The 21,556-nt window shown below is 66.8% G+C and carries 24 protein-coding genes; 4 read left to right on the forward strand and 20 right to left on the reverse strand.

The window, feature by feature from the left end; all coding sequences use genetic code 11:
* Position 1 precedes the first annotated feature (1 nt).
* Complete coding sequence (locus J2X06_RS12585) at positions 2-742, reverse strand: type III pantothenate kinase (protein WP_310062929.1); 741 nt, start codon at positions 740-742, stop codon at positions 2-4.
* Entirely contained in the window at positions 739-1,776 is a 1,038-nt protein-coding gene (gene birA, locus J2X06_RS12590) for a bifunctional biotin--[acetyl-CoA-carboxylase] ligase/biotin operon repressor BirA (protein WP_310062931.1), read from the reverse strand. Before birA ends, J2X06_RS12585 begins: the two co-directional genes overlap by 4 nt.
* Before the next feature lie 269 nt (positions 1,777-2,045).
* Between birA and J2X06_RS12595 the strand changes: the two genes are divergently transcribed.
* Positions 2,046-2,309, forward strand: coding sequence for a hypothetical protein (locus J2X06_RS12595; RefSeq protein ID WP_310062933.1), 264 nt, complete (start codon positions 2,046-2,048; stop codon positions 2,307-2,309).
* An 84-nt stretch (positions 2,310-2,393) separates the two neighbouring features.
* Positions 2,394-3,077 carry a zinc-dependent peptidase gene (locus J2X06_RS12600; RefSeq protein ID WP_310062935.1) on the forward strand — a complete coding sequence of 228 codons (684 nt, stop codon included), beginning with the start codon at positions 2,394-2,396 and terminating at the stop codon, positions 3,075-3,077.
* Positions 3,078-3,105: 28 nt separating this feature from the next.
* Here the strand turns inward: J2X06_RS12600 and J2X06_RS12605 are convergent, their stop codons facing one another.
* The 6 genes from J2X06_RS12605 to J2X06_RS12630 form a co-directional block, all read right to left on the reverse strand.
* The gene (locus J2X06_RS12605) at positions 3,106-4,503 is read right to left on the reverse strand and encodes an ATP-binding protein (RefSeq protein WP_310062937.1); all 1,398 of its coding nucleotides are present in this window, start codon (positions 4,501-4,503) and stop codon (positions 3,106-3,108) included.
* A gap of 122 nt (positions 4,504-4,625) precedes the next feature.
* Complete coding sequence (locus tag J2X06_RS12610; RefSeq protein ID WP_310062939.1) at positions 4,626-5,309, reverse strand: response regulator transcription factor; 684 nt, start codon at positions 5,307-5,309, stop codon at positions 4,626-4,628.
* A gap of 47 nt (positions 5,310-5,356) precedes the next feature.
* Positions 5,357-5,710 (reverse strand): PepSY domain-containing protein, encoded by a 354-nt coding sequence (locus J2X06_RS12615; protein WP_310062941.1) that lies wholly within the window; start codon positions 5,708-5,710, stop codon positions 5,357-5,359.
* A gap of 153 nt (positions 5,711-5,863) precedes the next feature.
* Positions 5,864-6,775 (reverse strand): arginine deiminase-related protein, encoded by a 912-nt coding sequence (locus J2X06_RS12620; protein ID WP_310062942.1) that lies wholly within the window; start codon positions 6,773-6,775, stop codon positions 5,864-5,866.
* A complete protein-coding gene (dusA, locus tag J2X06_RS12625; RefSeq protein ID WP_310062943.1) occupies positions 6,772-7,842 on the reverse strand; it encodes a tRNA dihydrouridine(20/20a) synthase DusA in 1,071 nt (356 codons plus the stop codon). The genes J2X06_RS12620 and dusA overlap by 4 nt, the downstream gene beginning before the upstream one ends.
* Before the next feature lie 170 nt (positions 7,843-8,012).
* A complete protein-coding gene (locus J2X06_RS12630; protein ID WP_310062945.1) occupies positions 8,013-8,501 on the reverse strand; it encodes a GNAT family N-acetyltransferase in 489 nt (162 codons plus the stop codon).
* Positions 8,502-8,721: 220 nt separating this feature from the next.
* Here J2X06_RS12630 and J2X06_RS12635 point away from each other — a divergent pair, with 220 nt between their 5' ends.
* Positions 8,722-11,496: a galactose oxidase-like domain-containing protein gene (locus tag J2X06_RS12635; protein WP_310062946.1), complete on the forward strand. Its 2,775-nt coding sequence runs from the start codon at positions 8,722-8,724 to the stop codon at positions 11,494-11,496.
* Between the two features lie 45 nt (positions 11,497-11,541).
* On the opposite strand, the gene J2X06_RS12640 is transcribed toward J2X06_RS12635, so the two are convergent.
* From J2X06_RS12640 to J2X06_RS12670, 7 genes are all read right to left on the reverse strand, one after another.
* On the reverse strand, positions 11,542-11,952 hold the full coding sequence (locus J2X06_RS12640; RefSeq protein ID WP_310062947.1) for a GFA family protein: 411 nt from the start codon (positions 11,950-11,952) through the stop codon (positions 11,542-11,544).
* Between the two features lie 9 nt (positions 11,953-11,961).
* Positions 11,962-12,606, reverse strand: coding sequence for a hypothetical protein (locus J2X06_RS12645; RefSeq protein WP_310062948.1), 645 nt, complete (start codon positions 12,604-12,606; stop codon positions 11,962-11,964).
* A 235-nt stretch (positions 12,607-12,841) separates the two neighbouring features.
* Positions 12,842-13,339, reverse strand: a complete 498-nt coding sequence (locus J2X06_RS12650; protein ID WP_310062949.1) for a hypothetical protein — start codon at positions 13,337-13,339, stop codon at positions 12,842-12,844.
* Positions 13,340-13,500: 161 nt separating this feature from the next.
* A complete protein-coding gene (locus J2X06_RS12655) occupies positions 13,501-14,220 on the reverse strand; it encodes an HAD family hydrolase (protein ID WP_310062950.1) in 720 nt (239 codons plus the stop codon).
* Positions 14,221-14,330: 110 nt separating this feature from the next.
* Positions 14,331-14,684, reverse strand: coding sequence for an EF-hand domain-containing protein (locus tag J2X06_RS12660; protein ID WP_310062952.1), 354 nt, complete (start codon positions 14,682-14,684; stop codon positions 14,331-14,333).
* 279 nt (positions 14,685-14,963) lie between these two features.
* The gene (locus tag J2X06_RS12665; protein ID WP_310062954.1) at positions 14,964-15,152 is read right to left on the reverse strand and encodes a CPXCG motif-containing cysteine-rich protein; all 189 of its coding nucleotides are present in this window, start codon (positions 15,150-15,152) and stop codon (positions 14,964-14,966) included.
* A 15-nt stretch (positions 15,153-15,167) separates the two neighbouring features.
* Complete coding sequence (locus tag J2X06_RS12670) at positions 15,168-15,653, reverse strand: hypothetical protein (protein ID WP_310062956.1); 486 nt, start codon at positions 15,651-15,653, stop codon at positions 15,168-15,170.
* A gap of 166 nt (positions 15,654-15,819) precedes the next feature.
* On the opposite strand from J2X06_RS12670, the gene J2X06_RS12675 reads away from it, so the two are divergent.
* Entirely contained in the window at positions 15,820-16,320 is a 501-nt protein-coding gene (locus tag J2X06_RS12675; protein WP_310062958.1) for a hypothetical protein, read from the forward strand.
* A gap of 30 nt (positions 16,321-16,350) precedes the next feature.
* Here J2X06_RS12675 and J2X06_RS12680 read toward each other — a convergent pair whose 3' ends face one another.
* From J2X06_RS12680 to lysA, 5 genes are all read right to left on the reverse strand, one after another.
* Positions 16,351-16,869: a hypothetical protein gene (locus J2X06_RS12680; protein ID WP_310062960.1), complete on the reverse strand. Its 519-nt coding sequence runs from the start codon at positions 16,867-16,869 to the stop codon at positions 16,351-16,353.
* Between the two features lie 236 nt (positions 16,870-17,105).
* Positions 17,106-17,867 (reverse strand): lytic transglycosylase domain-containing protein, encoded by a 762-nt coding sequence (locus J2X06_RS12685; protein WP_310063628.1) that lies wholly within the window; start codon positions 17,865-17,867, stop codon positions 17,106-17,108.
* A gap of 107 nt (positions 17,868-17,974) precedes the next feature.
* Positions 17,975-18,727, reverse strand: coding sequence for a M15 family metallopeptidase (locus J2X06_RS12690; RefSeq protein ID WP_310062962.1), 753 nt, complete (start codon positions 18,725-18,727; stop codon positions 17,975-17,977).
* Positions 18,687-20,258, reverse strand: a complete 1,572-nt coding sequence (locus J2X06_RS12695) for a serine hydrolase domain-containing protein (RefSeq protein ID WP_310062964.1) — start codon at positions 20,256-20,258, stop codon at positions 18,687-18,689. Before J2X06_RS12695 ends, J2X06_RS12690 begins: the two co-directional genes overlap by 41 nt.
* Positions 20,255-21,514 carry a diaminopimelate decarboxylase gene (gene lysA / locus J2X06_RS12700; protein ID WP_310062965.1) on the reverse strand — a complete coding sequence of 420 codons (1,260 nt, stop codon included), beginning with the start codon at positions 21,512-21,514 and terminating at the stop codon, positions 20,255-20,257. The genes J2X06_RS12695 and lysA overlap by 4 nt, the downstream gene beginning before the upstream one ends.
* Positions 21,515-21,556: the final 42 nt, after the last annotated feature.

The following is a 21,556-nucleotide window of genomic DNA, read 5'->3' on the forward strand; positions in this document are numbered from 1 at the left end:
TCTATGTCGCCGATTCCGCGCCGGCCCAGATGGCCAGCCCGTCGAGCACCAGCGTTGCGACCTGTGTCGCGTTAGACAGCTGCGCCGCCAGGGACTCCGAGCCGCCTCCGTGAAGGAGCAACCGAGGCGTGCGACCCAGCGCGCCGCGCGCAGCATCGAGGCTGCGCTCGATCAGCGCCAACGCGGCGCCGTCGCAGCCCGACGCCAACGCGTCCTCGGTGTCGGCAGCGAAGTTGACATACGTTCCGCCGGCTTCGGGCAGTTGCGGCGCGCGTGCATGCAGCACTTCGCGCATCAGCGTCGGCGACGGAGCGATGCGACCGCCGAGATGGCGGCCGTCGCGGTCGATCAGGTCGATGGTCAACGCCGTGCCCACGCCACAGACCAGCGCATCGCCACCGCCCTGCGCATGCACGGCCAGCAGCGCCAGAAAGCGATCCACGCCGAGCTTATGCGGCTGCGCGTAGGCGATGCGCACCGGCCCGAAGCGGGACTGCGTCCGCGCGACGGAAATGCGGCTGCAACGCGCGGTCAGCGCATCGAGAACGGCTACCCGCAGGCCCGGACTGGCCACGCTGGCCAGGTAGGCGACATCGACGCGGGCCGGCAACGCATCTGCAAGCGCCGCGGCTACGTCCTCCTCGCGATGCGGTAGGGCAATGGTTTGGCCAGGGCGACCATCGGAGCCCAGGGGCGCGCATTTCAATCGCGTGTTGCCCAGATCGAACAGCCACGCGCTCATCCGCGCTCCCTTGCCGATGTTGTCCCGGTTGCACCGTTCGTGCCCGCACGCACGCTGACCTCGCCCGAATGGAAGTTCCGCTCGCTGCCGTCGTCCAGACGCACGCGCAGCGCGCCATCGACGGCCAGTCCCAAGGCAGTTCCATCGCAGTCCGTCACGGGCCCCTCAATGCGAACGCGCTTCCCGGCCAAGGCGTCGAGCACGGCATAGCGTGGCAGGAACGGCGCCAGTCCGTCGCGGTCGAACTCGTCCAGCGCGTCCAGCAGGCGCTCCAGCACGGTCGCCACGATGGCGTTCCGCGAGGGGGCGATCGAGGCCAGGGACGCAAGGTCGCACCACGGCTGGTCGATCGCCGCGGCGGCGGCAGCCGGCATGCGCACATTGAGCCCCAGGCCGATCACCGCCCGCACGGGTCCGGCGTGCTCGCCGCCGCCTTCGACCAGCAGCCCGCCGAGCTTGCGCAATCCCTCCGCGCCCGTCACGACCACGTCGTTGGGCCACTTCAGGCCGACTCCGGCATATCCCTGTTCGCGCAATGCCTCCGCCGTGGCGATGCCTGCCACCAGGCTGAGGCCGCCCAGTCGCGCCAGTCCTCCGCCGAACTGACGTGACAGTGACAGGTACAGGTGCGCGGCCAGCGGTGACGCCCATACTCGACCCCGGCGGCCGCGGCCGCCGGTCTGGCGTTCGGCCAGCAGCACGACGACACCTTGTGCCGGCGCCTCCCGCCGCAGCAGCTCGCTGTTGGTCGAGTCGATGGACCAGGCGACTTCCATCGCCGACAGGCGCGCCCGGGCGGCAACCGACAGGGCGACGCGCACGGCATCGGCATCGAGCAGGTCCAGCGGCTGGGCCAGGGCGTAGCCGCGACCCGGCTTGGCCTCGATCGCCACCCCCGCCTCTCGCAGGTGCTCGATCCGCTTCCAGATCGCCGCCCGGGTCTGTCCGGACGCCTGCGCCAGCGAGTCGCCGGTAGCCGGGCCGGCCATCAGCCGCTCCAGCAGCTCGCGTTCCAACTGGGCGCGGTCATCCATGCCCCTGCATCCCGTTCAGCGGCTCAAATGGAACGACGACAGGCCGTCTGTCCGGACTGCCCGTAAAAACGAAGACCCATTGCAACGGTTTGGACTCGGCACGCATCTATCGAATTATGCGCGACCCAAGCTCCCCGTCGGATCTCCGTGTTGCGGCCGAAAGTGCCCCGGGCGCGGTGAGCGCCGGAGCCCCGGCCTGCCGGGCAGGGGGCACCGTTTCGCGTTATAGTCAATACCTGCCCGAGGCCGACCGGCCCGAGGATGCCGCCATGCTCAGGACCTGCCTTTGCCTGCTGATCGCCTTCGCCAGCGCGACGGTTGCTGCACGCGAGATCAAGTTGAGCGACGCAAACAGCGGAAGCTGCCCCGACAACATGGTCGTGGCCAGCGGTAAGGACCAGGCCCGTGCGGCACCGCGTTCGCCGGCACCGGTCCGCGACAGCAAGACCAAGCCAGGCATCCCGAGCGATGTCGGCAACAGCCGTCAGCAGTCGCCGCGTTGGCACAGCTTCCTGCCCGGCATGTTCCGCTGACACGCAGCCGCTTCGCGCTTGTTCGGCCTGCTCAGGCGTCTGCGACGCCAACCCGATCCGATCCCTGCACCGTTATGGAGCGCCGTGCGCTCAGTAGTGCCGTGGGTGACCGCACTGGATGAAGCGCGCGACGCCCGCCTGCGCGATCTGGCCGCGCATTTCCTGCACGAGAAGACCATCAGCCCGGTCGGCGGACTGACGCTCGACGAAGCGCAGCGTTGCATGCTCGCGGCCCTGTGCTGCCTGCCGTTGCTGGAGTTCGGCACGGAAGGCCTGCGCGGCTGGTCGCAACTGATCGTCTATCCCGATGCCTTTCGCGTGAACCGCACGCACGTGGACGCTGCCGGCGTGCTGCACGAGTGGGAAGACGAGCTGATCGGAGAAGCGTGGGAGCTGGGCCCGATGATCCTGTCATGGGCCGACGTGATGGCCGATTGCGAGGATCCGGGCGCGGGGTTCTGCGTCGCCAGCCATGAGATGGCGCACAAGCTCGACGTGCTCGATGGCGCGCTCGACGGCACGCCGCCGTTGCCGCGCCCCTGGCAGCGCGAGTGGGCGCGGGACTTCCAGGCCGCGTACGATGAACTGGCCCAACAGGTCGATGCCGGTCGTGACACCTTGATAGACGGCTATGCCGCCGAAGCGCCCGAGGAATTTTTTGCGGTGGTCACCGAGTACCACTTCAGCGATCCGACGCTGCTGCGCCAGACCATGCCTAAGGTTGCAGCGCACCTGGAACGATTCTACGGCGCATCGCCGTTCGCCTAGCCGCGTTTTCGCCGCGACGTCGCGCGGCTTACAGTCCCGGCGGCAACTGCACTTCGAAACGCGCGCCGCCCAGCTCCTCAGACTTCTGCACGTCGAGCGTGCCGCGATAGCCGCGCACCAGGTCCTGCACGATCGACAGGCCGATGCCGTGGCCGTGCACGCGCTCGTCGCCGCGCACGCCACGCTGCAGCACCACGGCCACCTTCTCCGGCGGAATGCCGGGGCCATCGTCGTCCACCGCGATCAACAGTCCGGGCCGGCGGCCCGTAGCCATCTCACCGAGCTTCACCGTCAGCAGCACACGCGAGCGCGCCCACTTGAACGCATTCTCCAGCAGGTTGCCCAGCAACTCCTGCAGATCGCCCGGTTCGCCATAGAACTGCACGCCGTCGGCGATATCGAATTCGCACAGGACGCCCTTGTAGGCGTAGACCTTCTCCAGTCCGCGCACGATCTGCTCGGCATGCGGCTCGATCGCGATGGGCGCGGCGAACAGCGCATGGCCGCCCGAGGCGGCCCGCGCCAGCTGGTAGGACACCATGTCGTTCATGCGCCGGATCTGCGTGTCGACTTCCTCGCGCAACTCGCCGTCCGAGGCGTGGTCGTCCAGGCGCGCGCGCAGCACGGCCAACGGCGTCTTCAAGCTGTGCGCCAGGTCGGCCAGGGTGTTGCGCTGGCGGTCGAGGTTCTCGCGCTCGCTTTCGATGAAGGCATTGATGCTTTCGGTCAGCGGCTCGAGCTCGCGCGGGTGACGTCCGCTCATGCGCGACGCCAATCCGCGCTGGACGCGCTTGAGCTCATCGATCACGAACCGCAGCGGACGCAGGCTCCAGCGCATGATCAGCGCCTGCATCAACACCAGGATCGCGCCGGCGCCGCCAAGATATCGCCACAACGCTTCGCGGAACACCGCGACCTGGCGCCCCAGTTGCGTGGTGTTCTCAAGGATGTAGATGGTGTACGGGAATTCGGCCCGGGCATCGCCATCGGCGCCCCAGATGACGCCATAGCCATAGCGGTAGGCTTCGCCGGCCGAGCCATCGAGCTCGATGATCGACAGCGGGCCTTCGAAGGTCTCTGCCCCAGCCGACAGCATCTGGCCGTCGGGCAACTCAGGTCCGACCGCCGACGGCGAATCCCAGTGCCCGCGCGGAAACGCGACCTCGGCATACAGGCCACTGCCAGGCATCTCGAAGCGCGGGTCGACCGATTCGTAAGGAGGTATGAACTCGCCGTTGCGGGCGAACTCGCCCTTGGCCGCGTACGCCAGCGCGTAGCTCTTGAGCCGCTGGCGCAGGCTGCTCTCGGCGGTTTCGAGGAAGGCCCGGTCCAGTGCGTACCCGGCCAGCGCCAGGAACGCGAGCAAGCCCAGGCTTGCCGCCAGCAGCTGGCGGGCCTGGAGTGAACGGGGCTGGTGCCAGCTCATGGAGCGGAACCTGCCGGGACGGGCGCGGCGAACGACGGCATACGCCGCCAGATTAACGGGGTTGGCACCGTCTGGGATCCCTCAGGCCACTTCCGGCGTGGATCCGGCAGTGGGTCTGGACATCAGTCTCCGGTGCGCGGGATCGCGAAGCGGTAGCCGCGGCCGCGCACGGTCTCGATCGGCTTCATCGCTCCGTCCGGGTCCAGCTTCTTGCGCAGGCGGCCGATGAAGACCTCGAGCACGTTGGAATCGCGGTCGAAGTCCTGCTGGTAGATGTGCTCGGTCAGGTCTGCCTTCGAGACCAGCTCGCCGGCATGCATCATCAGGTACTCGAGCACCTTGTACTCGTAGCTGGTCAGATCAACGTTGCTGCCGCTGACGCTGACCGTCTGCGCGGCGAGGTCGAGCATGACCGGACCACACTCCAGCGTCGGCTTGCTCCAGCCGGCGGCGCGGCGCACCAGCGCATTGAGGCGGGCAAGCAGTTCCTCGACGTGGAAGGGCTTGACCAGGTAATCGTCGGCGCCCTGCTTGAGTCCTTCGACCTTGTCCTGCCAGCTCGAACGGGCGGTCAGGATCAGCACGGGGAATTTCTTGCCTTCGTCGCGCAGGGCCTTGATCAGCTCCATGCCCGACATCTTGGGCAGGCCGAGGTCGATGATGCCGAGGTCGAAAGGAACCTCGCGCCCCATGTAGAGGCCTTCCTCGCCGTCCTGGGCCGCGTCGACCGCAAAGCCCTCACGCTTCAGGCGCGCAGCAAGGGTTTCACGGAGCGGGGCTTCGTCTTCAACCAGCAAAATGCGCATGTGGACTCCGTCCTTAGGCGTTTCGGTCGTGGACCGTGGCGTGCAGGTTAGTCGTTGTCGTTGTCGTCACGGCGTGTACGCGGGCCATCGCCCTTGGACTGCGGGTCGTCCATATAGATGCGTACCCGGCCGCTGGAATCGACCACTTTGACCCGACTGACGTCGCGGCCGTCATAGGGCACCCGTTCGGCGCTGAGAACCTGCCCCTTGGTCTGGCGTTCGACCCGGCGGACGGCATCGGACAGGGCGCGGTGATCTTCGCCGCCGCGATCATGGCCGCGCGCGGCTTCTGGACCCCGCCCCGGCTGCCCTTGTCCCTGCCCCTGCTGCGCCCACGCATCGACCGGGCCGGAACCGGCCAGAACGAGCAGGGACAAGAGGAGCAGGGAGGGGTTCTTCATGGGCCGACGGCCGGGGTTCCAGGTGCGAAGCCAGTGCTGACAATATCGCACCGCTATTCAGTGAGGGCCATTTTCAGAACGAAGCGGTGAATCCGGTCTGAACTTTTCCTTCACGAACATGGCCGCGGTTCAGTCCGAGGCCCCGCCGAGCGCTCAGAAGACTTCTCCGATGCAGCAGCGCAGCGAACCGCCACCGGCCTCGATCGCATCGAGTTCGATCGCGCGAACATCAAACCCGGCGCCCGCCAGGGCCTGGCGGCTGGCCGATGTGAGCGAGTCGGCCGCCCTCTGGCTCATCCACACCACATCCGCGGACAGGGCGATGGCGTTGCCGGCAAAGGTGGCGTGCTCGGCCGGTGACAGCAGCACCGCATGGGGCGCATAGAAGTCGGCGATCGCCTCCACGGTCGCCGGATCGGCGAAACCGCCGGGGCAGATCAGCGCGGCACGCCCGGCCAGCACGGCGAGCACGACGTTGGTGTGGTACTCGCCGGCCGCCAGGTCGAACATCAGGGTCGCGCGAAGCCCCAATGCCTGGTGCATCAGTCGCGCGCCCTCTTCGTCGCAACGTTCGGACAATCCGCAAAAGCCCAGACCGCGCGCCCGGTCGATCACCAGTGCACCGGTGAGTTCGCACGGATGCGGCTGCGTCGACAGGTCGATTTCGGCGTAATCCAGCACGCCGCCGAAGAAGCCGCGGATGTCGGCCCGCTCGGCCTCGCGCTGTCGGACCGGATGGCGCATGCGCCCGACTACGTAGCGTCCGGCGGCGGTGGCAAAGACGTTGTTGGGAAACAGCGCGTCCGGCGTCTGCGGGTCGCCGGCGAAGCACACCGTCGGCAGCACTTCGGCCAGGGCGCGATGCAGCGCGCGGTGCTGCTGCGAAGCACGACTCGCATCGAATCCCGCCGCTTGCGCCATGTAGCGATTGTCGGCAGCGGACTGCTCGGCAAGCCGGAAACCGTCGGGCGCGACCAGAAAGGCGGCGCGCGCCGTCGCAGGGCCGAAATCGGGCGCAAGCTGGCGGGCAGCCGCGAGGAACTCGTCGATATGGCGGGTGATCATGCCCGGGCTTGTCCTGAGCCCAGCGTCTGTCCCAGCGCAGGCTCGTCGCGCATGTCCTGGGACGATTCGGTCAACGAAAGCGCCTGCTCGATCAGCGACCAGTCCGCCCCGCTCTTGTGCGCGCCCTCGCTGAGCACCTGACGGAACGCACGGCCGCCGCGTTCGCCGGCGAACAGGCCGAGCAGGTGTCGGGTGATGTGCTTCAGATGCACGCCCCGCGCCAGTTGCGATTCGATATAGGGACGCAGGCCACGTAGCAGTTCCCCACGCGTCTTCAGTGCGCCGCCGAACCAGGCCACGTCGAGACGATGCAGCAGGTAGGGATCGTGATAGGCGGCGCGTCCGAGCATGGCGCCGTCGGCATGCTCGAGGTGCTGCGTTGCCTCTTCGTGCGTGGCGATGCCGCCGTTGACGATGATCTGCAACTGCGGGCGTTCGCGCTTGAGCTGGTAGGCCCAGTCGTAGCGCAGCGGCGGCACCTCGCGGTTTTCCTTCGGGCTGAGCCCTTGCAGCCAGGCATTGCGCGCATGGATCACGAACATGCGGCAACCCGCGGCCGCGACCGTATCGATGAAAGCGAGGAAATGACCCCAGTCGTGATCGTCGTCGACGCCGAGCCGGCATTTGATCGTCACCGGCACGTCGACACCACGATCCTCGAGCGCCGCCACCATCGCCGCGACGCTATCGGCCACCAGTTGCGGCTCGCGCATCAGGCAGGCACCGAAACGTCCGGCCTGCACCCGGTCTGACGGACAGCCGCAGTTGAGGTTGATCTCGTCGAAGCCGTGCGCGGTGCCGATCTGCGCGGCCTGCGCGAGCAGTCCGGGCTCACTGCCGCCCAGTTGCAGCGCGACGGGATGTTCGACCGGATCCAGCGCCAGCAGCCGTGAACGATCGCCGTGGATCACCGCATTGGCATGCACCATCTCGGTGTACAGCCGGGCATGCGGCGCAAGATGGCGGTGGAACACACGGCAGTGCGTGTCGGTCCAGTCCATCATCGGAGCGACCGATAGGCGCAATTGCGAAGGCGGGATGGCAGGAGAGACGGTCATCGCCGTCATTGTACGGGGCGGTGCCCGAGACCGTGCCTGAAAGGGCCGCGCCATGACCTTGGATGCCTTCATGGGCATTCTGAGCGTGCGCGGCGAGCAGTACCGAACAGTTCGATGAGCTGTTCCATATCCTGTGCTGGGCGATGTCGGCCGATCGGGACGGGGCCGACGGGACTGACTCAGTCGCCGGGCTCCCACACCATGTAGACGTCCGCTCGGGCGTAATGCGACCCGGGACGCGGCGCCGGGCGATGGCGGAAGCCGACGCTCTCGTACAACGCCAGGGCGGGGCCGAGCTTGCTGCTTGACTCCAGGTACAGCTCACGGCCACCGCGCGCCTGGAACGCCTCCAATGCGCCCTGCATCAACAGGCGGCCGACGCCGGCGCCGCGCAGTTGAGGCGCCACCGCCATCTTGGTCAGTTCGAACACCCCTTCGCCTTCGTGCTTGAGCGCCACCGTGCCGACCGCATGGCCTTCGCCATCCACGGCGAACAACACATGTCCGCCACCGGCGAGGATGTGGGTCTCGGGATCGCCGAGCACCTCACGGTCGATCGGTTCGACGGTGAACCATCGCTCCAGCCATTCCAGGTTCAAGCGGGCGAAGTCGTCTCGCCAGCGCGCGCAATAGTCGATGACACGGATGTCTGTGATCGTTGAATTCATGCGCAGATGTTAACGGGAAAGCTGCAACCGAGGCCCGTGAAGGAGTCGATGCGTTACCGCCGCAACAGGAACGCAGACAATCTACGTGCCAACGCGCGAGCGCATGTATCCAGTTTGAAACGCGCGCATATGTCCATGTGCAGGCAGCGTCAACGTTCTACTTTATGCATGCCATCAAAGCCCTGCTGGATGACTCGCACGGGGCGACAGAGCCATTGCCATGAAAAGTTCCTCCATCGCATCCGCGCGATCAGGCATCGCGCTGGGCACGCTCGCGGCTTTCATCGGGACGCTGGTCTGGGCCGCGACACCGCTCGCTCCCCCGGCCGACAGTGCCACCGAAACAGGCGGCGGCGCGGCGCAAGGCGCTGCGCGTGACAGCTGGGCAGAGCGCAAGCGCGATTCGATCCGGCAGAACGAAGGCGACACCAGCTTCTACTTCGCTATGACGACTCCGGCCCGGGGCCCGATCTCGCATGGCGACCAGGACGCCGTGGCGGGATTCGCGGTGACCCAACCGATCGGCGCCCTGACCGCCCTTCCCGTCTCCGGCGACCCGGTCCGGGGCACGTTTTCGCCGGTCGGGTCCTGGCCACTGGTCGGGCTCCATGCCGTGCTTACCGCTGACGGCCGGGTGTTGAGCTACGGCACCAAGACCAACGGCATCCAGACCGGCTACTACGTCTACGACCTGTGGGACCCGCAGCTGGGACTGGGCCAGAATGCGCACACGACGCTGCCCAATACCACCGCGGTCGACCTGTTCTGCAACGCACAGCAACTGCTTCCCAGCGGCGATATCGAGATGTATGGCGGCGACATCCTGCGCGTACCCCAGGATTTCTCCAGCAACCTGCCCACCGACGACACCAATCTGTTCCGCGGGGCCGACGACAGTCTGATCCGCACGGGAAAAATGAACCGCAAACGCTGGTATGCCTCGGCCACGATCCTGCCAAGCGGCGAGGTCTATATCCAGGGCGGTGACGGCGGCAAGGATCGGCCCGAAGTGCGTACGAACAACGGCACGTTCCGCCTGCTGACCAATGCCGACACCAACTACCTGGCGTCCTACTACCCGCGCAACTTCGTCACCCCCGACGGCAAGATTTTCGGCATCGCCTACACCCAGATGTTCCGGGTCGACCCGAGCGGTACCGGCACGCTCACACGCATGGGCAAGTTCACCAGCGGCAATACGGGCGGCAGCTCGACCGCCGTGATGTTCCGGCCCGGCAGGATCCTGCAGGTCGGCGGCGGCATTGATGACTCACTGGCCAGCCTCAACGCCAGCATCATCGACATCAATTCCGGCTCACCGATCATCACCGCGCTTCCGCCCGTCACTTACCGGCGTCACTGGCCCAACGCCACCGTCCTGGCCGACGGCCGCGTGTTCCTTTCCGGCGGCAGCACCGCCAACAACAACCCCGTCAACGGCGTGGCCTACACGAGCGAGATCTTCAATCCGGCGACCAACACCTGGTCGCTGGGCGCGACGGCGCAGCGGATGCGGCTGTATCACTCCACGTCATTGCTGCTACCCGATGCCACGGTGCTGACGCTCGGCGGCGGCGCGCTGGGCGGCGGAAACCCGGGCCCGCAACTGAACCTCAACGCGGAGGTCTACTTTCCGCCCTACCTTTTCAACGCCAATGGCACCCCGGCCAACCGACCCATCATCAGTTCCGCGCCGATGTCGGTGGCGCCCGCGACGAAGATCCGCATCGGCACGCCGACCCCTTCCGCGATTTCACGCATCACGCTGATCAAGTCCGGTTCGGTCACCCACTCGTTCGACATGGACCAGCGTTTCCTGCAACTGCCCTTCACGGTGGTTGGCGGCGAGCTCGAGGCCACGCTGCCGGCGAACACGTTCGAGACGCCGCCCGGCTTCTACCTGCTGTTCGCGATCAACAGCCAGGGCGTGCCTTCGGAAGCCGCGATGATGCGGATCAACGTGGCGGGCCAGGCACCCTCGACCGCGACGCTGACCGTCAGGAAGGTGGTCGTCAACGACAACGGCGGTACCAAGACCGCGTCGAACTTCAGCTTCTCGGTGAACGGCGCCGCGCCCGTGGCCTTCGAAGCCGACGGCACCAACGTGCTGACCGTGGCGGCGGGCACCTATTCGATCACCGAGCCGGCCGTGGCCAACTATGCGGCCAGCCTGTCCGGATGCAGCAACGTGGTGCTGGCGGCGGGCGGCAGTGCGACCTGCACGATCACCAACAACGACCTGGCGACTTCCGCGACGCTGACCGTGCGCAAGATCGTGGTCAACGACAGCGGCGGCAACAAGGTCGCCCCGGACTTCAGCTTCTCCGTAAACGGTGCGGCGGCGACGGCATTCGAGGCCGACGGCAGCAACGTGCTGACCGTCGCGGCCGGCACGTACAACGTCACCGAACCGGCCGCGAGCGGTTACGCGACCACCTACTCGGGCTGCAGCGGCATCACGCTGGCTTCCGGCGCTAGCGCGACCTGCACCATCACCAACAACGATATCGCCTCTGGAACCACCAACCTGATCGCCAACGGCGACTTCGAGGTCAACAGCCTCGCACCGGGCACGGCGGCGCTGGTCACAGGCTTGCTGGGCTGGGCCAATACCGCCGGCCCGGTCAAGCTGTGGAAGGGGCGCAACGGACTGGTCGCCGGCTCCGGCCTGTCGAACATGGAGATCGATGCAGTGATCACAGTGCCGAACTCGGTCTATCAGGACATCGCTACCGTGGCCGGCACCACGTACGACCTGTCCTTCCTGCAGTCGCCACGGCCTGGATTCGGCTCCAAGTCCAACCGCTTCGAGGCGTACTGGAACGGCACGTTGCTCGGCTCGTTCGCACGCGATGGCCTGGTCCTGACCAACGCCGATTGGCAGCGCGCCAACTTCGTGGTGACGGGCACCGGCAACGATCGCCTTTGGTTCAAGGAGATCGACACCGATGTGGGTGGCGCGCTCGTCGACGATGTACGGCTGACCGCAAGATGATGGAACGGCTGGACGCATTTCTCGCGCCCGCGAAAGGCGCGCGGCCTAAAGCTTCGTCAGATGGGCGATGGCGGCGGTCTGCGCGTCACGCTCGTTGTCGTCAAACGGCGTGACGGTCAAATGCGTGACCGTGCCGGGATCGAGGCAGCGGACATTGACGTCGATGCCGTCCGGATGCGATCGCGGCACATAGAAACTCTTGATGCCGCAGTGCCGGCAGAACCGGTGCTTCGCCGCGCCGGTATTGAACGTGTATTCGACCAGGTATTCCGCCCCGGACAACAGGCGGAAGCGCGCGGCCGGCACGATCAGGTGCAGGTAGCCGGTCATGCGACATATCGAGCAGTTGCAGTCGAGCGCTTCGACCTCGGCCGGAGCCTCGACCTCGAAACGAACGCGGCGGCAATGGCAGCCGCCGCGATGGATGACATGGGTGGCATCCGCGGGCGTACTCACCGGCGAAGTTTAGCCCTTGCCGTTGCCGTCCTTGCCCTTTCCTTGCGCTTGGCTGGGCTTGGATTTTTCCTGGGCACCGTGTTGCGCGGACTTGGCTTTGCCCTTTGGAGCGGCCTGTGCCGCCTTGCCCTTGCTACCCTTTGCCACGTCCGGCCCCTTGGAGCGGCCCGGGAAATCCCGCTCGAGATCGGCGTCGATCGCGATCGGGCGCGCCCAGCGGTCGTAGGTCGGCACGAAGCCCTTCTTGAGTCGGTGGAACTCCGCCGAGCCCGGCTTGATGCCGAGGTTCCTGGCGACGTTGCCCCAGCCCTGGTCATGGTCGCGCTCCCAGGTGTCCACCACGTAGCGGCACGGGCGGCCGATGACCGAAGCCAGCGCACAGGCGTAATAGACGTCGCCAGGGGCCCAATGGCGGGTCACCAGCAGGTCGGTGACCAGGTCGCGCGGCGCGCCGTAGTAACGCACCATCTCGTCGACGAACGGGTCGCGATAGCGCGACCCATACCGGTTCATGTCGCCGAGCCAGGTGTCGACCCAGACGTCGCCGCTGCGAGGATCCCAGCCGAAGGTGTAGTCCTGGGCCGAGGCCGTTCCGGCTCCGAGCAGCGCGGCCAGCGCCGTCGTCAGGGCCATCAGGCGGGTCTGGGATTTCATGTGCATCGGTTGTTCTCCATCGAACGGGGACCATCCGCGGGGACTGACGCGGCCCGGTCATGCTCGCGTCGGGGCAATGAACTCGTTCTGAAAAATAGAGGCGGCCGCGACTGGCCTTCCGGAACAGTTTAGACATACGGGTCGGCCGCAGGTCGCGCGGTGCGGACCACAACGAAAGACGGCGCGCGACCTCGGGAGTCGCGTGCCGTCGGATGCCACACCGGAGTCGCCAGCCTCAATCGTCGTCGCGATCGTGACGACGATAGTTGTCCCAGTAGCGATCGCCGTAGCCAAAGCGGGTGTCGTGCTGGTAGTAGCGGTCGTCGCGATCGTAGCGGTCATAGCCGTAATAGCGCCGATCGTAGCGGGAGTCGTAGTACTCGACCTTGCACTTGCCATGCTTGTTGCAGTGCCCGTTACGGACAGGACGGTTCTGGTAGTAGCCATAAGCATTGCCGTAGGGCGGGCCGGACTGATAGCGCGGTACGACGCGGTAATAGACCGGGCGGCCGTAACGGTCGGGCACCACGGTCAGTCGGTTGTCGTAGCCGTAACCGTTGCCGTAGCGGTAGTACGGATTCCCGCTTTGGAAGATCACATCGGCGACATCGACCATCACGCGCACCAGATCGTCGCCCTCGGCCGCACGCACCTGGGCTGGCGACAAGCCGGCCACGCCGAAGCCGGCTGCCAGCACAACCGGAGCCACCCAGCGGGACAGGACATTGGACATGGAAGTTCTCCTGGTTCACCAGCCGATCCACCTGTCACCCCGACAGGCTTCGGTCTCGTCCGGCGTCACGATGACGATGCGGCCGTCCCGGTGAACCATTTTTTAATACGCCGGGAGCGCGGAGAAGATGCTCAGCCGGCGTTGGGTTTACTCGCCGCGCCTCAGGCCCGGCTTTCGGCGAGTTCGCGCACGGCCGCAGGCAGCGCATGCGCGCCATCGACCCGGCGCAGCCTGGGCGCATCGTCGGCGACGTCGGCCTCGGTGTCGTGCACCCAGGTGGTGTGATAAGGCATGTGGATGCCCCAGCCGCCCAACTCCAGCACCGGCGCGATGTCGGAACGCAACGAGTTGCCGATCATCACGAACCGCTCCGGCGCCAAGTCGAACTCTCCCAGCACGCGCGAGTAGGTCGCCGCGTCCTTTTCGCTGACGATCTCGATGCGGCGGAACAGGTCGGCCAGGCCGCACTGCTTCACCTTCGCCTCCTGGTGGAACAGGTCGCCCTTGGTGATCAGCACGATCGCGTGGTCGGCCGCGATCGCCTCCACTGCTTCCGGGATGCCGGGCAGCAGTTCGACCGGATGCCGCAGCAGGTCCTTGCCTAGGCCGACGATGCGATGCAGGTCCACGGCGCTGACGCGCGCCTGGGTGATGTCCACGGCGGCCTCCACCATCGACAGCACCATGCCCTTCACGCCATAGCCGAACAGGGCGATGTTGCCCTTCTCCACCTCGTACAGGCGCTCATGCACGCGCGCGTCGCGCAGGTCGACGTAGTGGCCGACGATGCGCTCGAACTCGCGCTGGGCTTCATCGAAATAGTCCTGGCTGCGCCAGAGTGTGTCGTCGGCGTCGAAGCCGACCAGTTCAAACTTTGCCATGTGCCTAGTATCGCCTGTCGCCGAACCGGCATAAAGAAAGGGGCGGCCCGACGGGCCGCCCCTTCTCCGATCCACTGCGGGGGAGGTGTTTCGTTGCGGAGGCGCTTCGATCAGCCGCCGCCCGCGCTGCCCTTGCGAGCCTGGACCTGGACGACGTAGTTCTTGTACTCGTCGGTGGTCAAAGCTCCGTCGGCATTGCCGTCGGCCTGGTCGAAGACCTTGCCCAGCGCCGGCACGGCCGCGGCCTCGGTCTTGGTCAGTTTGCCGTCCTTGTCCAGATCGACATCGGACCAACTCTTCTTTTGGGGCGCCGCTGCCGGAGCTGCAGCCGCCTGCTCGGCGGGCGGCGCAGCCTGAGGTGCGGCCGCGTCCGTCGATTGCGCGAATGCCAGTGGCGCCGACAGCGATGCAAGCAGGGCAAAGACACCGATCATGGGTTTGCGCGAAGGCTTGAACTGATTCATGCATGTGCTCCGGATTGGGAAGTGTGTGGCGCGGACCGCCATGCCCTGCGACCGCACGACCGCACCATGCCCACGCCTACATGAACCTTGCTCGCGCCATCGTCGGCGTCGCTAACGGTGCTTTAACCACTGCATCGATCAATGCCGTTAGGCACGCCGCGCAACACGTGCCGCATCACGGCAGAAGCGTGATGCGTCCGCCGTTTCGCCCAATATCCCAGGCTGAATCCAACACAACCTTTACGAACGACGCTGGCTTCTGGCACTTCGAATCGAGCTTCAAACGTCGTCCTCGCGCATCGCCGACACAGTCGGCTCTCCTTCTTCATCGATGCCCACCACCACGACAATCGGGCGGCAACAGACCTGGCAATCCTCGACGTAGGTCTGGCCACCGGTCGAGGCATCGATCGCGATATCGATGTATTCGCCGCAATACGGGCACGCGATGGTGGCAAAGGGCAGCATGGCGAGCTCCTGATGCTATCTGGCCTGCGGCAGCGTCACCTCGGGCGCCGCCACCAGCAGGATATCGACCGGCGTACCCGGGTTGTGGCTGCGGATCCGCATGGAATCCTTGCCGTGCTCCAGGATTTCGGTCGGATACGCCTGCCCCTCCTCGACCAGCGTCAGCGCGCCGTCGTCGAAACGCCATTGCCCGTACAACGGCGTGCCACCGGGGGAGTCGATCACCAGCGTGCCGTCGGCGAGGAAGGCATACGTGGTTCCGGCCGCCACCGTCGAGGACTCCTTCACGCGCCAGACCCGGTCGGCGAACTGCATGCGATCCACTTTGGCAGTCGCGCTGGAAGCGGGGGGTTCCGCGACGGCCGACGGCGTCGGCGCGGTCGCGGCGGCGACCTCGGGTGCCGCCTGCTGTGCGGTGTCGGCACCCTTGCAGCCCATCAAACAAAGCAACGCGAGCAGCGGGGCAGACGCGAGGCGGGCACGGAAAATACGACGGTTCATGGGATCCTCCGAAGACTGCGCCGCACATTAGCACTGCTTGCAGGCGGCCTCTTCACCATCACGCGCCAGTAACCTTCGCGGCGCAAAGCTGCCTGAGGAAGACTGCGGCCGCAGCGCCTGGTACCGCGTTCGCGGCGGACTCCCGGTTGGCCAGGAGACATATACGATGAAAGTGCGCCATGTATTCAGCACCCCCGACATCGACACCGCCCGCAACGTCATGACGGCTGCGCACGACGCCGGCATCGTCTCGAACGACATCCTGCTGGCGGCGCGCTCGGACATCGAACTGGATGAGATTCCCAACGAGCACAAGGAAGCCGACACCGACCTGATCCCCGCCGCTTTGCGCGGTGCCGGGTATGGCGGTGCCGCTGGCCTGCTGGCCGGACTGGCGGCCATCGTGCTCACGCCCATTGGCCTGACGCTTGCAGGCGCCGCGGCAGCGGCCGTGGCCGGGGCGGTGGTGGGTTGCTGGGCCTCGGCGCTGGTCGGCTCCTCGCTGCCGGACCCGATCCGGCGCAAGTTCGATGCCGAGATCCAGGCCGGAAGCATCCTGGTGGTGATCGACGCGGAGAAGGAAGAGCTCGACGCGGCGGAGCCGTCGATATTGCGTGCCGGCGCAACGCCTCTTCCGTACGAACAGACCACGGCGCTGGTGCGCTGAGCACCAGCGCCTCCGGGCAACTCCAGTCGACTACGGTTTCTCCTCGCTCTGATCCATGGTCTTGTCGTGGGAGCGGTATTCGGTCTCGTCGACAAACCCGTCGCGATCGGTGTCGATGGTCGCGAAGCGCGTACTGAAATCGGCATTGGCGCGGGCTTCGCTGGCACTGATCCTGCCATCGACGTTGGCGTCCAACTGCGTCCACAGCAAGGGCTTGGCCGGCGGCGGTGTCGCCGCCATGCCCTGCGATTGCGTCGGCGGCAGCTGCGTCGGCGGCGGCTTCTGCGATGTCATCGGGTCTTCGTCGCCCAATTGCGGCGGCGGCAAACCGTCGCGGGCGTGATCCACCGCATCGGCGGCATGCTCGACTTCCGGTGGCGGTACGGTCTGCTGGGGTGCGCCGCCTTCGACGTTCTGCGCGCCACCGCTCGGGCGCGCATCCAGGCGCGGCGCAATCGCCATCAGCAACGGAATCAGGGAAGCGCCCAGCGCGATCCGCAACATACGCTTGTGACGCGCCTGGGCAACGGTTGGGACGGTGGCTCTCATGGGCGGCTCCTTGGCTGCCGATGCGGCCGGCAGCGGGCCTCGGAAACGGGCACAAGCCCGCTTGACCTCGAGGCGAGCATCGAACCTGGCGACTGTATGGGCGGCAACGCGGCCCCGGCTAACGGGGCCTTCATTCCGCCGTGTCGCGCGCTTATCGCCTGCGCCTGTTCATCCGCTTTGCGCGATCTGCGCTTGCTGCCATGCGTCATGACGTCGCGCGGCACAACCCGTCTGCGTCAGGGCGCTGACGTCCTCGTTCGCCCGCGCGGCAAGCGCTCCAGCGCCTCGCGGTAGCGGACCTGCAACACCTGCACCTTGGCGACGTAAGCCTGCGTCTCGGCATACGGAGGCACGCCGCCGTAGCGTGTCACCGCCCCGATGCCGGCATTGTAGGCGGCGGCGACCAGCACCAGATTGTCGCCATAGCGGCGCATCAGCGATTCCAGGTGCCGGGCACCCGCGCGAATCGACTGGTCCGACGAGAATGGATCGGTGACGCCGTACTGCCGGCTGGTCTCCGGCATCAGCTGCATCACGCCGATGGCACCCTTCGGCGACACCGCGGCGGCATCGAAGCCGCTTTCGGCATGGGCGATCGCCCGCAGCCAGGTGTCATCAACGCCGGTCGCCTTCGCTGCTGCCCGGAATTGCGCGGGATACCGGTCCAGTTGCGGACGACCGATGCGGCCCAGTCCCGCGTGCGCCGGCTCGCCAGGCGGCGTGCGCACGGTGAACGCCAGCACTTTCACCGAACCCGGCAACTTGCGCGTGCTGTACACGGTCTTGCCGTCCTGCAAGCGCTCGTACAGCGTGCCGTTGACGACGCCCATCGCGCCCCACAGGTTGGGCAGCTTCACCGCGTTGTCGTCGATCTCGCGCGGCGTGCAGCGTGAGCCTGGCTCCGGCGCGGTCGCCAGGCTGACCGTGCCGCCCTGGACGCAGCGATAGACGGTGCGCGCGTGCGCGTCGAAGCCGGCGCCCAGAACAAACAGCGCCATCAGGAAGGCCACGCGGGCGGCCCGGTTGCGGGCTGGCGGGTGTATACGGAACATCGGGCGATTCTAGGCCCTGGTTCCCCGTCGCTTGGCTAACGTAGCGTGAAGGGCTATTTCACGGGCACGTCGTACGCGGCCGTCGGTGCGGGCTCGATCTGCAACGTGTAATGCCACCATTCAAGCGGATAGTTGCGAAAACCGTGCCGCTCCATGGCCTGCCTGAGCAGTTGCCGGTTCGAGCGCTGGAGTTCGCTCACGGCAGGCGCATCGGTGTGGGCGCGTTCATCGAAGAAATCGAACGCGGTGCCCATGTCGAGCGGCTCGCATTGCGCGTCTTGGGGGTCGCATTGCATCAGCGTCAGGTCGACCGTCGCGCCGCGGCTGTGGCCGGAGTGATCGGCGATGTAGTCGGGCACCAGCGCGGTCTTGTCCACGTTGGGGTAGTACTGCGCCTTGCTGCGCTCGTCGTCCAGATCGCGTGCCCAGGCGACGAAGCGATGCACCGCGCGTACCGGCCGGTAGCAGTCGAACACCCGCAGCCGCATCTGCCTCGCGCGCAGTTCCGCCTCCACGCGCGCCAGCGCACGGGCCGCGGGGTCGAGCAGGTAGCAACGCGGCGCCTCATAGCCGTCGATGGGCGCACCGACGAAGTTGTTGTACCCGGCATAGCGGATGTCCAGGTCGACGTCGGGCACCAGCGCCTGCACGTCGACCAGACCGGCCTCGGCGGGGGTGCGCGCGGGCGACGCGTCCGCCGTGTCGCCGGTGGCGGCACAGGCCGCAAGCAGCCACGCCGCCGTCAGCGCGACCGGCGCGGCGAGGCTACGGGCAGGCGCCCGTGCGCTTGAATGCGAGATCTTCATAGTCGTAGCTGAAGTCCGCCTCGGGATCGACCTTGGCCATCGTCAGCGAAACCGCACCGTCCGTCCCGGCGAAGTCGAGCCAGGCTTCGGTATCGACGCTATCGTCGTCCCAGTCCACCAGCCATCGCTCGCCGACGCGTTGCACCACGCCGGCCAGCATCGGCGACTTGCGCGACGCGAAGCGCACGCGCTCCAGGCTGGCACACAGCGCCACTTCACCGAACCACGGATCGCGGTACACGCCAAGCCAGCGCCGCATCGACGCGACCTCGGCCGGCCGCCGGGCGGAGGTGTCGGGCGGGCGTCGCGTTGCAGGCAGGGCCGCGCGTTCGCGGTCGAGTTCATCGGCATAGTGGGCCACCGTGCGCCGCTGCGCCGGCGCGGTGAAGTGCTTGACCAATACTTCGGTCAGCACGGTGCGCGCGTCGTCGGCCTCGCCGTTGGCGAGGATGACGAACCCTACGTTGCGGTCCGGCAGCAACGTGACCGCCGAGTACATGCCCATCAGCGTGCCGGTGTGCGCGACCTTGAACACCCCGTCGACATCGGCCAGTCGCCAGCCGTAGCCGTAGGCGCTGAAATGGCTGTCGTCCCACGCGCGTTGCCGGTCCGACAGCGGCATCGGCATCTGCGGCAACCACAGCGCGCGGCGCTGGTCGCGCGACAGCCACGGCGATTGCGCCGGCTCGGTACGCAGCCAGGCCTGCATCCAGCGCAGCATGTCGTTGAGGCTGCAGCGCACGCCGCCGGCCGGGTCCATGGTGCTGGCGGGTATCGCATCGCTGTCGGCGCGCACCGGCACGTTGCGCTCGCCCTGGCGCATGTGCGGCTGGGCCACGTTGCCGACCTCGGCGCGGTTCCACGCGCCGATCTGGCAACGCGCCATGCCCAGCGGCTGGAAGACCTCACGTCGCAACAGCGTTTCGTAGGGCGCCCCGCCGGCGGCCGCCGCGACCTCGCCTGCCACGATGTACAACAGGTTGTCGTAGGCGTAGCGCGAACGGAAGCTGTAGACCGGCTTGAGGTACGCCAGGCCGCGGATGATGTCGGCGCGGGTGAAGTCGTTGGGCTCCGGCCACAGCATCAGATCGCCGGCACCGGCGCGCAGGCCGCTGTTGTGGACCAGCAGGTCGCGCACCTGCATCTCGCGCGTCACCCAGTCATCGTGCATCCGGAACTGCGGCAGGTGACGTGTGACCGGATCGTCCCAGCGCAGCTTGCCCTGGTCGACCAGTCGTGCCAGCAACGCCGTGGTCATGGACTTGGTGTTGGAGGCGACCTTGAAAAGCGTGTCGGCATCGATCGGCTCGCCGCTGCCGGCGATGCGCTCGCCGGTCGTGCGCACATAGGTGACCTTGCCGTCCTCGACCACGCCTACTGCGAGCCCGGGCAAATGGTATCGGGCGACGACATCGTCGAATGCGGCGTCGATGACGGGGCGCGGACTCTCTGTTTGGGCCGGCCGTGCGACCAGGGCCGGTGCAAGGACCAGCACGTACAGCGCAAAAGGAAGCCATCGCAAGCGCTTCATGCCGTCAACCACTCCGCCGCCAGTGATTCCCCTGCGACCATTTCCTCGAAGCTCTGCCGTCGTCGCACCACGGCATGGCGGCCGCGGTCGAGCATGAGTTCGGCCGTCAATGGGCGCGAGTTGTAATTGGAAGACATCGAGGCACCATACGCGCCGGCGTTGGCGATCAACAACAGGTCACCGGCCTGGCATCGTGGCATCGATCGCTGCACGGCGAAGGTATCCCCGGTTTCGCACACCGGACCGACCACGTCGTAACGCACATCTCCTCCGCCGCGATCATGCAGGGGAATGATCTCGTGCCATGCATCGTAAAGCGCCGGACGCTGCAGGTCGTTCATGGCCGCATCGACCACCAGGAACTCCCGGCTGGCGCCGGCCTTGATGCGAACCACGCGGGTGATCAGCACGCCCGCCTCGGCTACCAGGTAGCGGCCTGGCTCAAGGACGATCGTGCCGTCGAAATCGGCGAACGTCGCGCGCAGCATGGCGGCGTATTCGTTGACGCATACCGGTACGTCGTGACCATGCCGGTATCGCACGCCCAGCCCTCCGCCGACGTCGATGCTGTTGATGGGGTGGCCCGATGCGGCGAGCTGCGCAGCAAAGGCGGCCACCTGCTGCATCGCCAAGCGGAAGGGTTGCAGCGTGAGGATCTGCGAGCCGATGTGGACATGCAGGCCGTCCAGGCGGACGTTCGGAAACGCATCCGACTGCGAGAACCAGTCCCGCGCCTCGTCCATTGTCACACCAAACTTGTTTTCTGCTTTTCCGGTCGAGATCTTTGCATGCGTGCCGGCGTCGACGTCGGGATTGATTCGCACCGCCGCGAGCGCGACCACGTCCTGCTCGGCCGCAACTGTCTGCAAGGTATGCAGCTCGTCGCGAGACTCGATATTGAAGCGCCAGACGCCGGCCGCCAACGCCTGGGCCATCTCGTCGGCGGTCTTGCCCACTCCTGAGAAGACGATGTTTCCGGCGGGGATCCCGGCGTGCAATGCGCGGTGCATTTCGCCGGCCGACACGATGTCGGCGCCGATTCCGAGCCCGGCCATCAGCCGCAGCACGGCGAGGTTGCCGTTGGCCTTTACCGCGTAGCAGATGCGTGCATTCATTCCACCCAAGGCCGTCTGCAGCGCACCGACGCGATGCCGTATGGCCGATGCCGAATACGCGTAGAACGGCGTCGGAACCGTCGACACCAACTCGCGCAGATCGACTCCGTCAAGACGCCCTTTTCCTTCCATGATCACCATCTGGGCATCTGCTTCCAGGAATGCGGGGCGGGAAGTGGCGAG

This window comes from Lysobacter niastensis, assembly GCF_031457115.1.
GTDB classification, from domain to species: domain Bacteria; phylum Pseudomonadota; class Gammaproteobacteria; order Xanthomonadales; family Xanthomonadaceae; genus Lysobacter_J; species Lysobacter_J niastensis_A.

Excerpts from the sequence above, each read along its gene's own strand:
- birA (WP_310062931.1), bottom strand. The coding sequence starts at position 1,776 with ATGGATGACCGCGCCCAGTTGGAACGCGAGCTGCTGGAGCGGCTGATG.
- J2X06_RS12645 (WP_310062948.1), bottom strand. The coding sequence starts at position 12,606 with ATGAAATCCCAGACCCGCCTGATGGCCCTGACGACGGCGCTGGCCGCG.
- J2X06_RS12610 (WP_310062939.1), bottom strand. The coding sequence starts at position 5,309 with ATGCGCATTTTGCTGGTTGAAGACGAAGCCCCGCTCCGTGAAACCCTT.
- J2X06_RS12595 (WP_310062933.1), top strand. The coding sequence starts at position 2,046 with ATGCTCAGGACCTGCCTTTGCCTGCTGATCGCCTTCGCCAGCGCGACG.
- J2X06_RS12695 (WP_310062964.1), bottom strand. The coding sequence starts at position 20,258 with ATGAAGCGCTTGCGATGGCTTCCTTTTGCGCTGTACGTGCTGGTCCTT.
- J2X06_RS12690 (WP_310062962.1), bottom strand. The coding sequence starts at position 18,727 with ATGAAGATCTCGCATTCAAGCGCACGGGCGCCTGCCCGTAGCCTCGCC.
- J2X06_RS12605 (WP_310062937.1), bottom strand. The coding sequence starts at position 4,503 with ATGAGCTGGCACCAGCCCCGTTCACTCCAGGCCCGCCAGCTGCTGGCG.
- lysA (WP_310062965.1), bottom strand. The coding sequence starts at position 21,514 with ATGGTGATCATGGAAGGAAAAGGGCGTCTTGACGGAGTCGATCTGCGC.
- J2X06_RS12685 (WP_310063628.1), bottom strand. The coding sequence starts at position 17,867 with ATGGCGCTGTTTGTTCTGGGCGCCGGCTTCGACGCGCACGCGCGCACC.
- J2X06_RS12615 (WP_310062941.1), bottom strand. The coding sequence starts at position 5,710 with ATGAAGAACCCCTCCCTGCTCCTCTTGTCCCTGCTCGTTCTGGCCGGT.
- J2X06_RS12660 (WP_310062952.1), bottom strand. The coding sequence starts at position 14,684 with ATGAATCAGTTCAAGCCTTCGCGCAAACCCATGATCGGTGTCTTTGCC.
- J2X06_RS12665 (WP_310062954.1), bottom strand. The coding sequence starts at position 15,152 with ATGCTGCCCTTTGCCACCATCGCGTGCCCGTATTGCGGCGAATACATC.
- J2X06_RS12620 (WP_310062942.1), bottom strand. The coding sequence starts at position 6,775 with ATGATCACCCGCCATATCGACGAGTTCCTCGCGGCTGCCCGCCAGCTT.
- J2X06_RS12635 (WP_310062946.1), top strand. The coding sequence starts at position 8,722 with ATGAAAAGTTCCTCCATCGCATCCGCGCGATCAGGCATCGCGCTGGGC.
- J2X06_RS12675 (WP_310062958.1), top strand. The coding sequence starts at position 15,820 with ATGAAAGTGCGCCATGTATTCAGCACCCCCGACATCGACACCGCCCGC.
- J2X06_RS12630 (WP_310062945.1), bottom strand. The coding sequence starts at position 8,501 with ATGAATTCAACGATCACAGACATCCGTGTCATCGACTATTGCGCGCGC.
- J2X06_RS12670 (WP_310062956.1), bottom strand. The coding sequence starts at position 15,653 with ATGAACCGTCGTATTTTCCGTGCCCGCCTCGCGTCTGCCCCGCTGCTC.
- J2X06_RS12680 (WP_310062960.1), bottom strand. The coding sequence starts at position 16,869 with ATGAGAGCCACCGTCCCAACCGTTGCCCAGGCGCGTCACAAGCGTATG.
- J2X06_RS12650 (WP_310062949.1), bottom strand. The coding sequence starts at position 13,339 with ATGTCCAATGTCCTGTCCCGCTGGGTGGCTCCGGTTGTGCTGGCAGCC.
- J2X06_RS12585 (WP_310062929.1), bottom strand. The coding sequence starts at position 742 with ATGAGCGCGTGGCTGTTCGATCTGGGCAACACGCGATTGAAATGCGCG.
- J2X06_RS12655 (WP_310062950.1), bottom strand. The coding sequence starts at position 14,220 with ATGGCAAAGTTTGAACTGGTCGGCTTCGACGCCGACGACACACTCTGG.
- dusA (WP_310062943.1), bottom strand. The coding sequence starts at position 7,842 with ATGACGGCGATGACCGTCTCTCCTGCCATCCCGCCTTCGCAATTGCGC.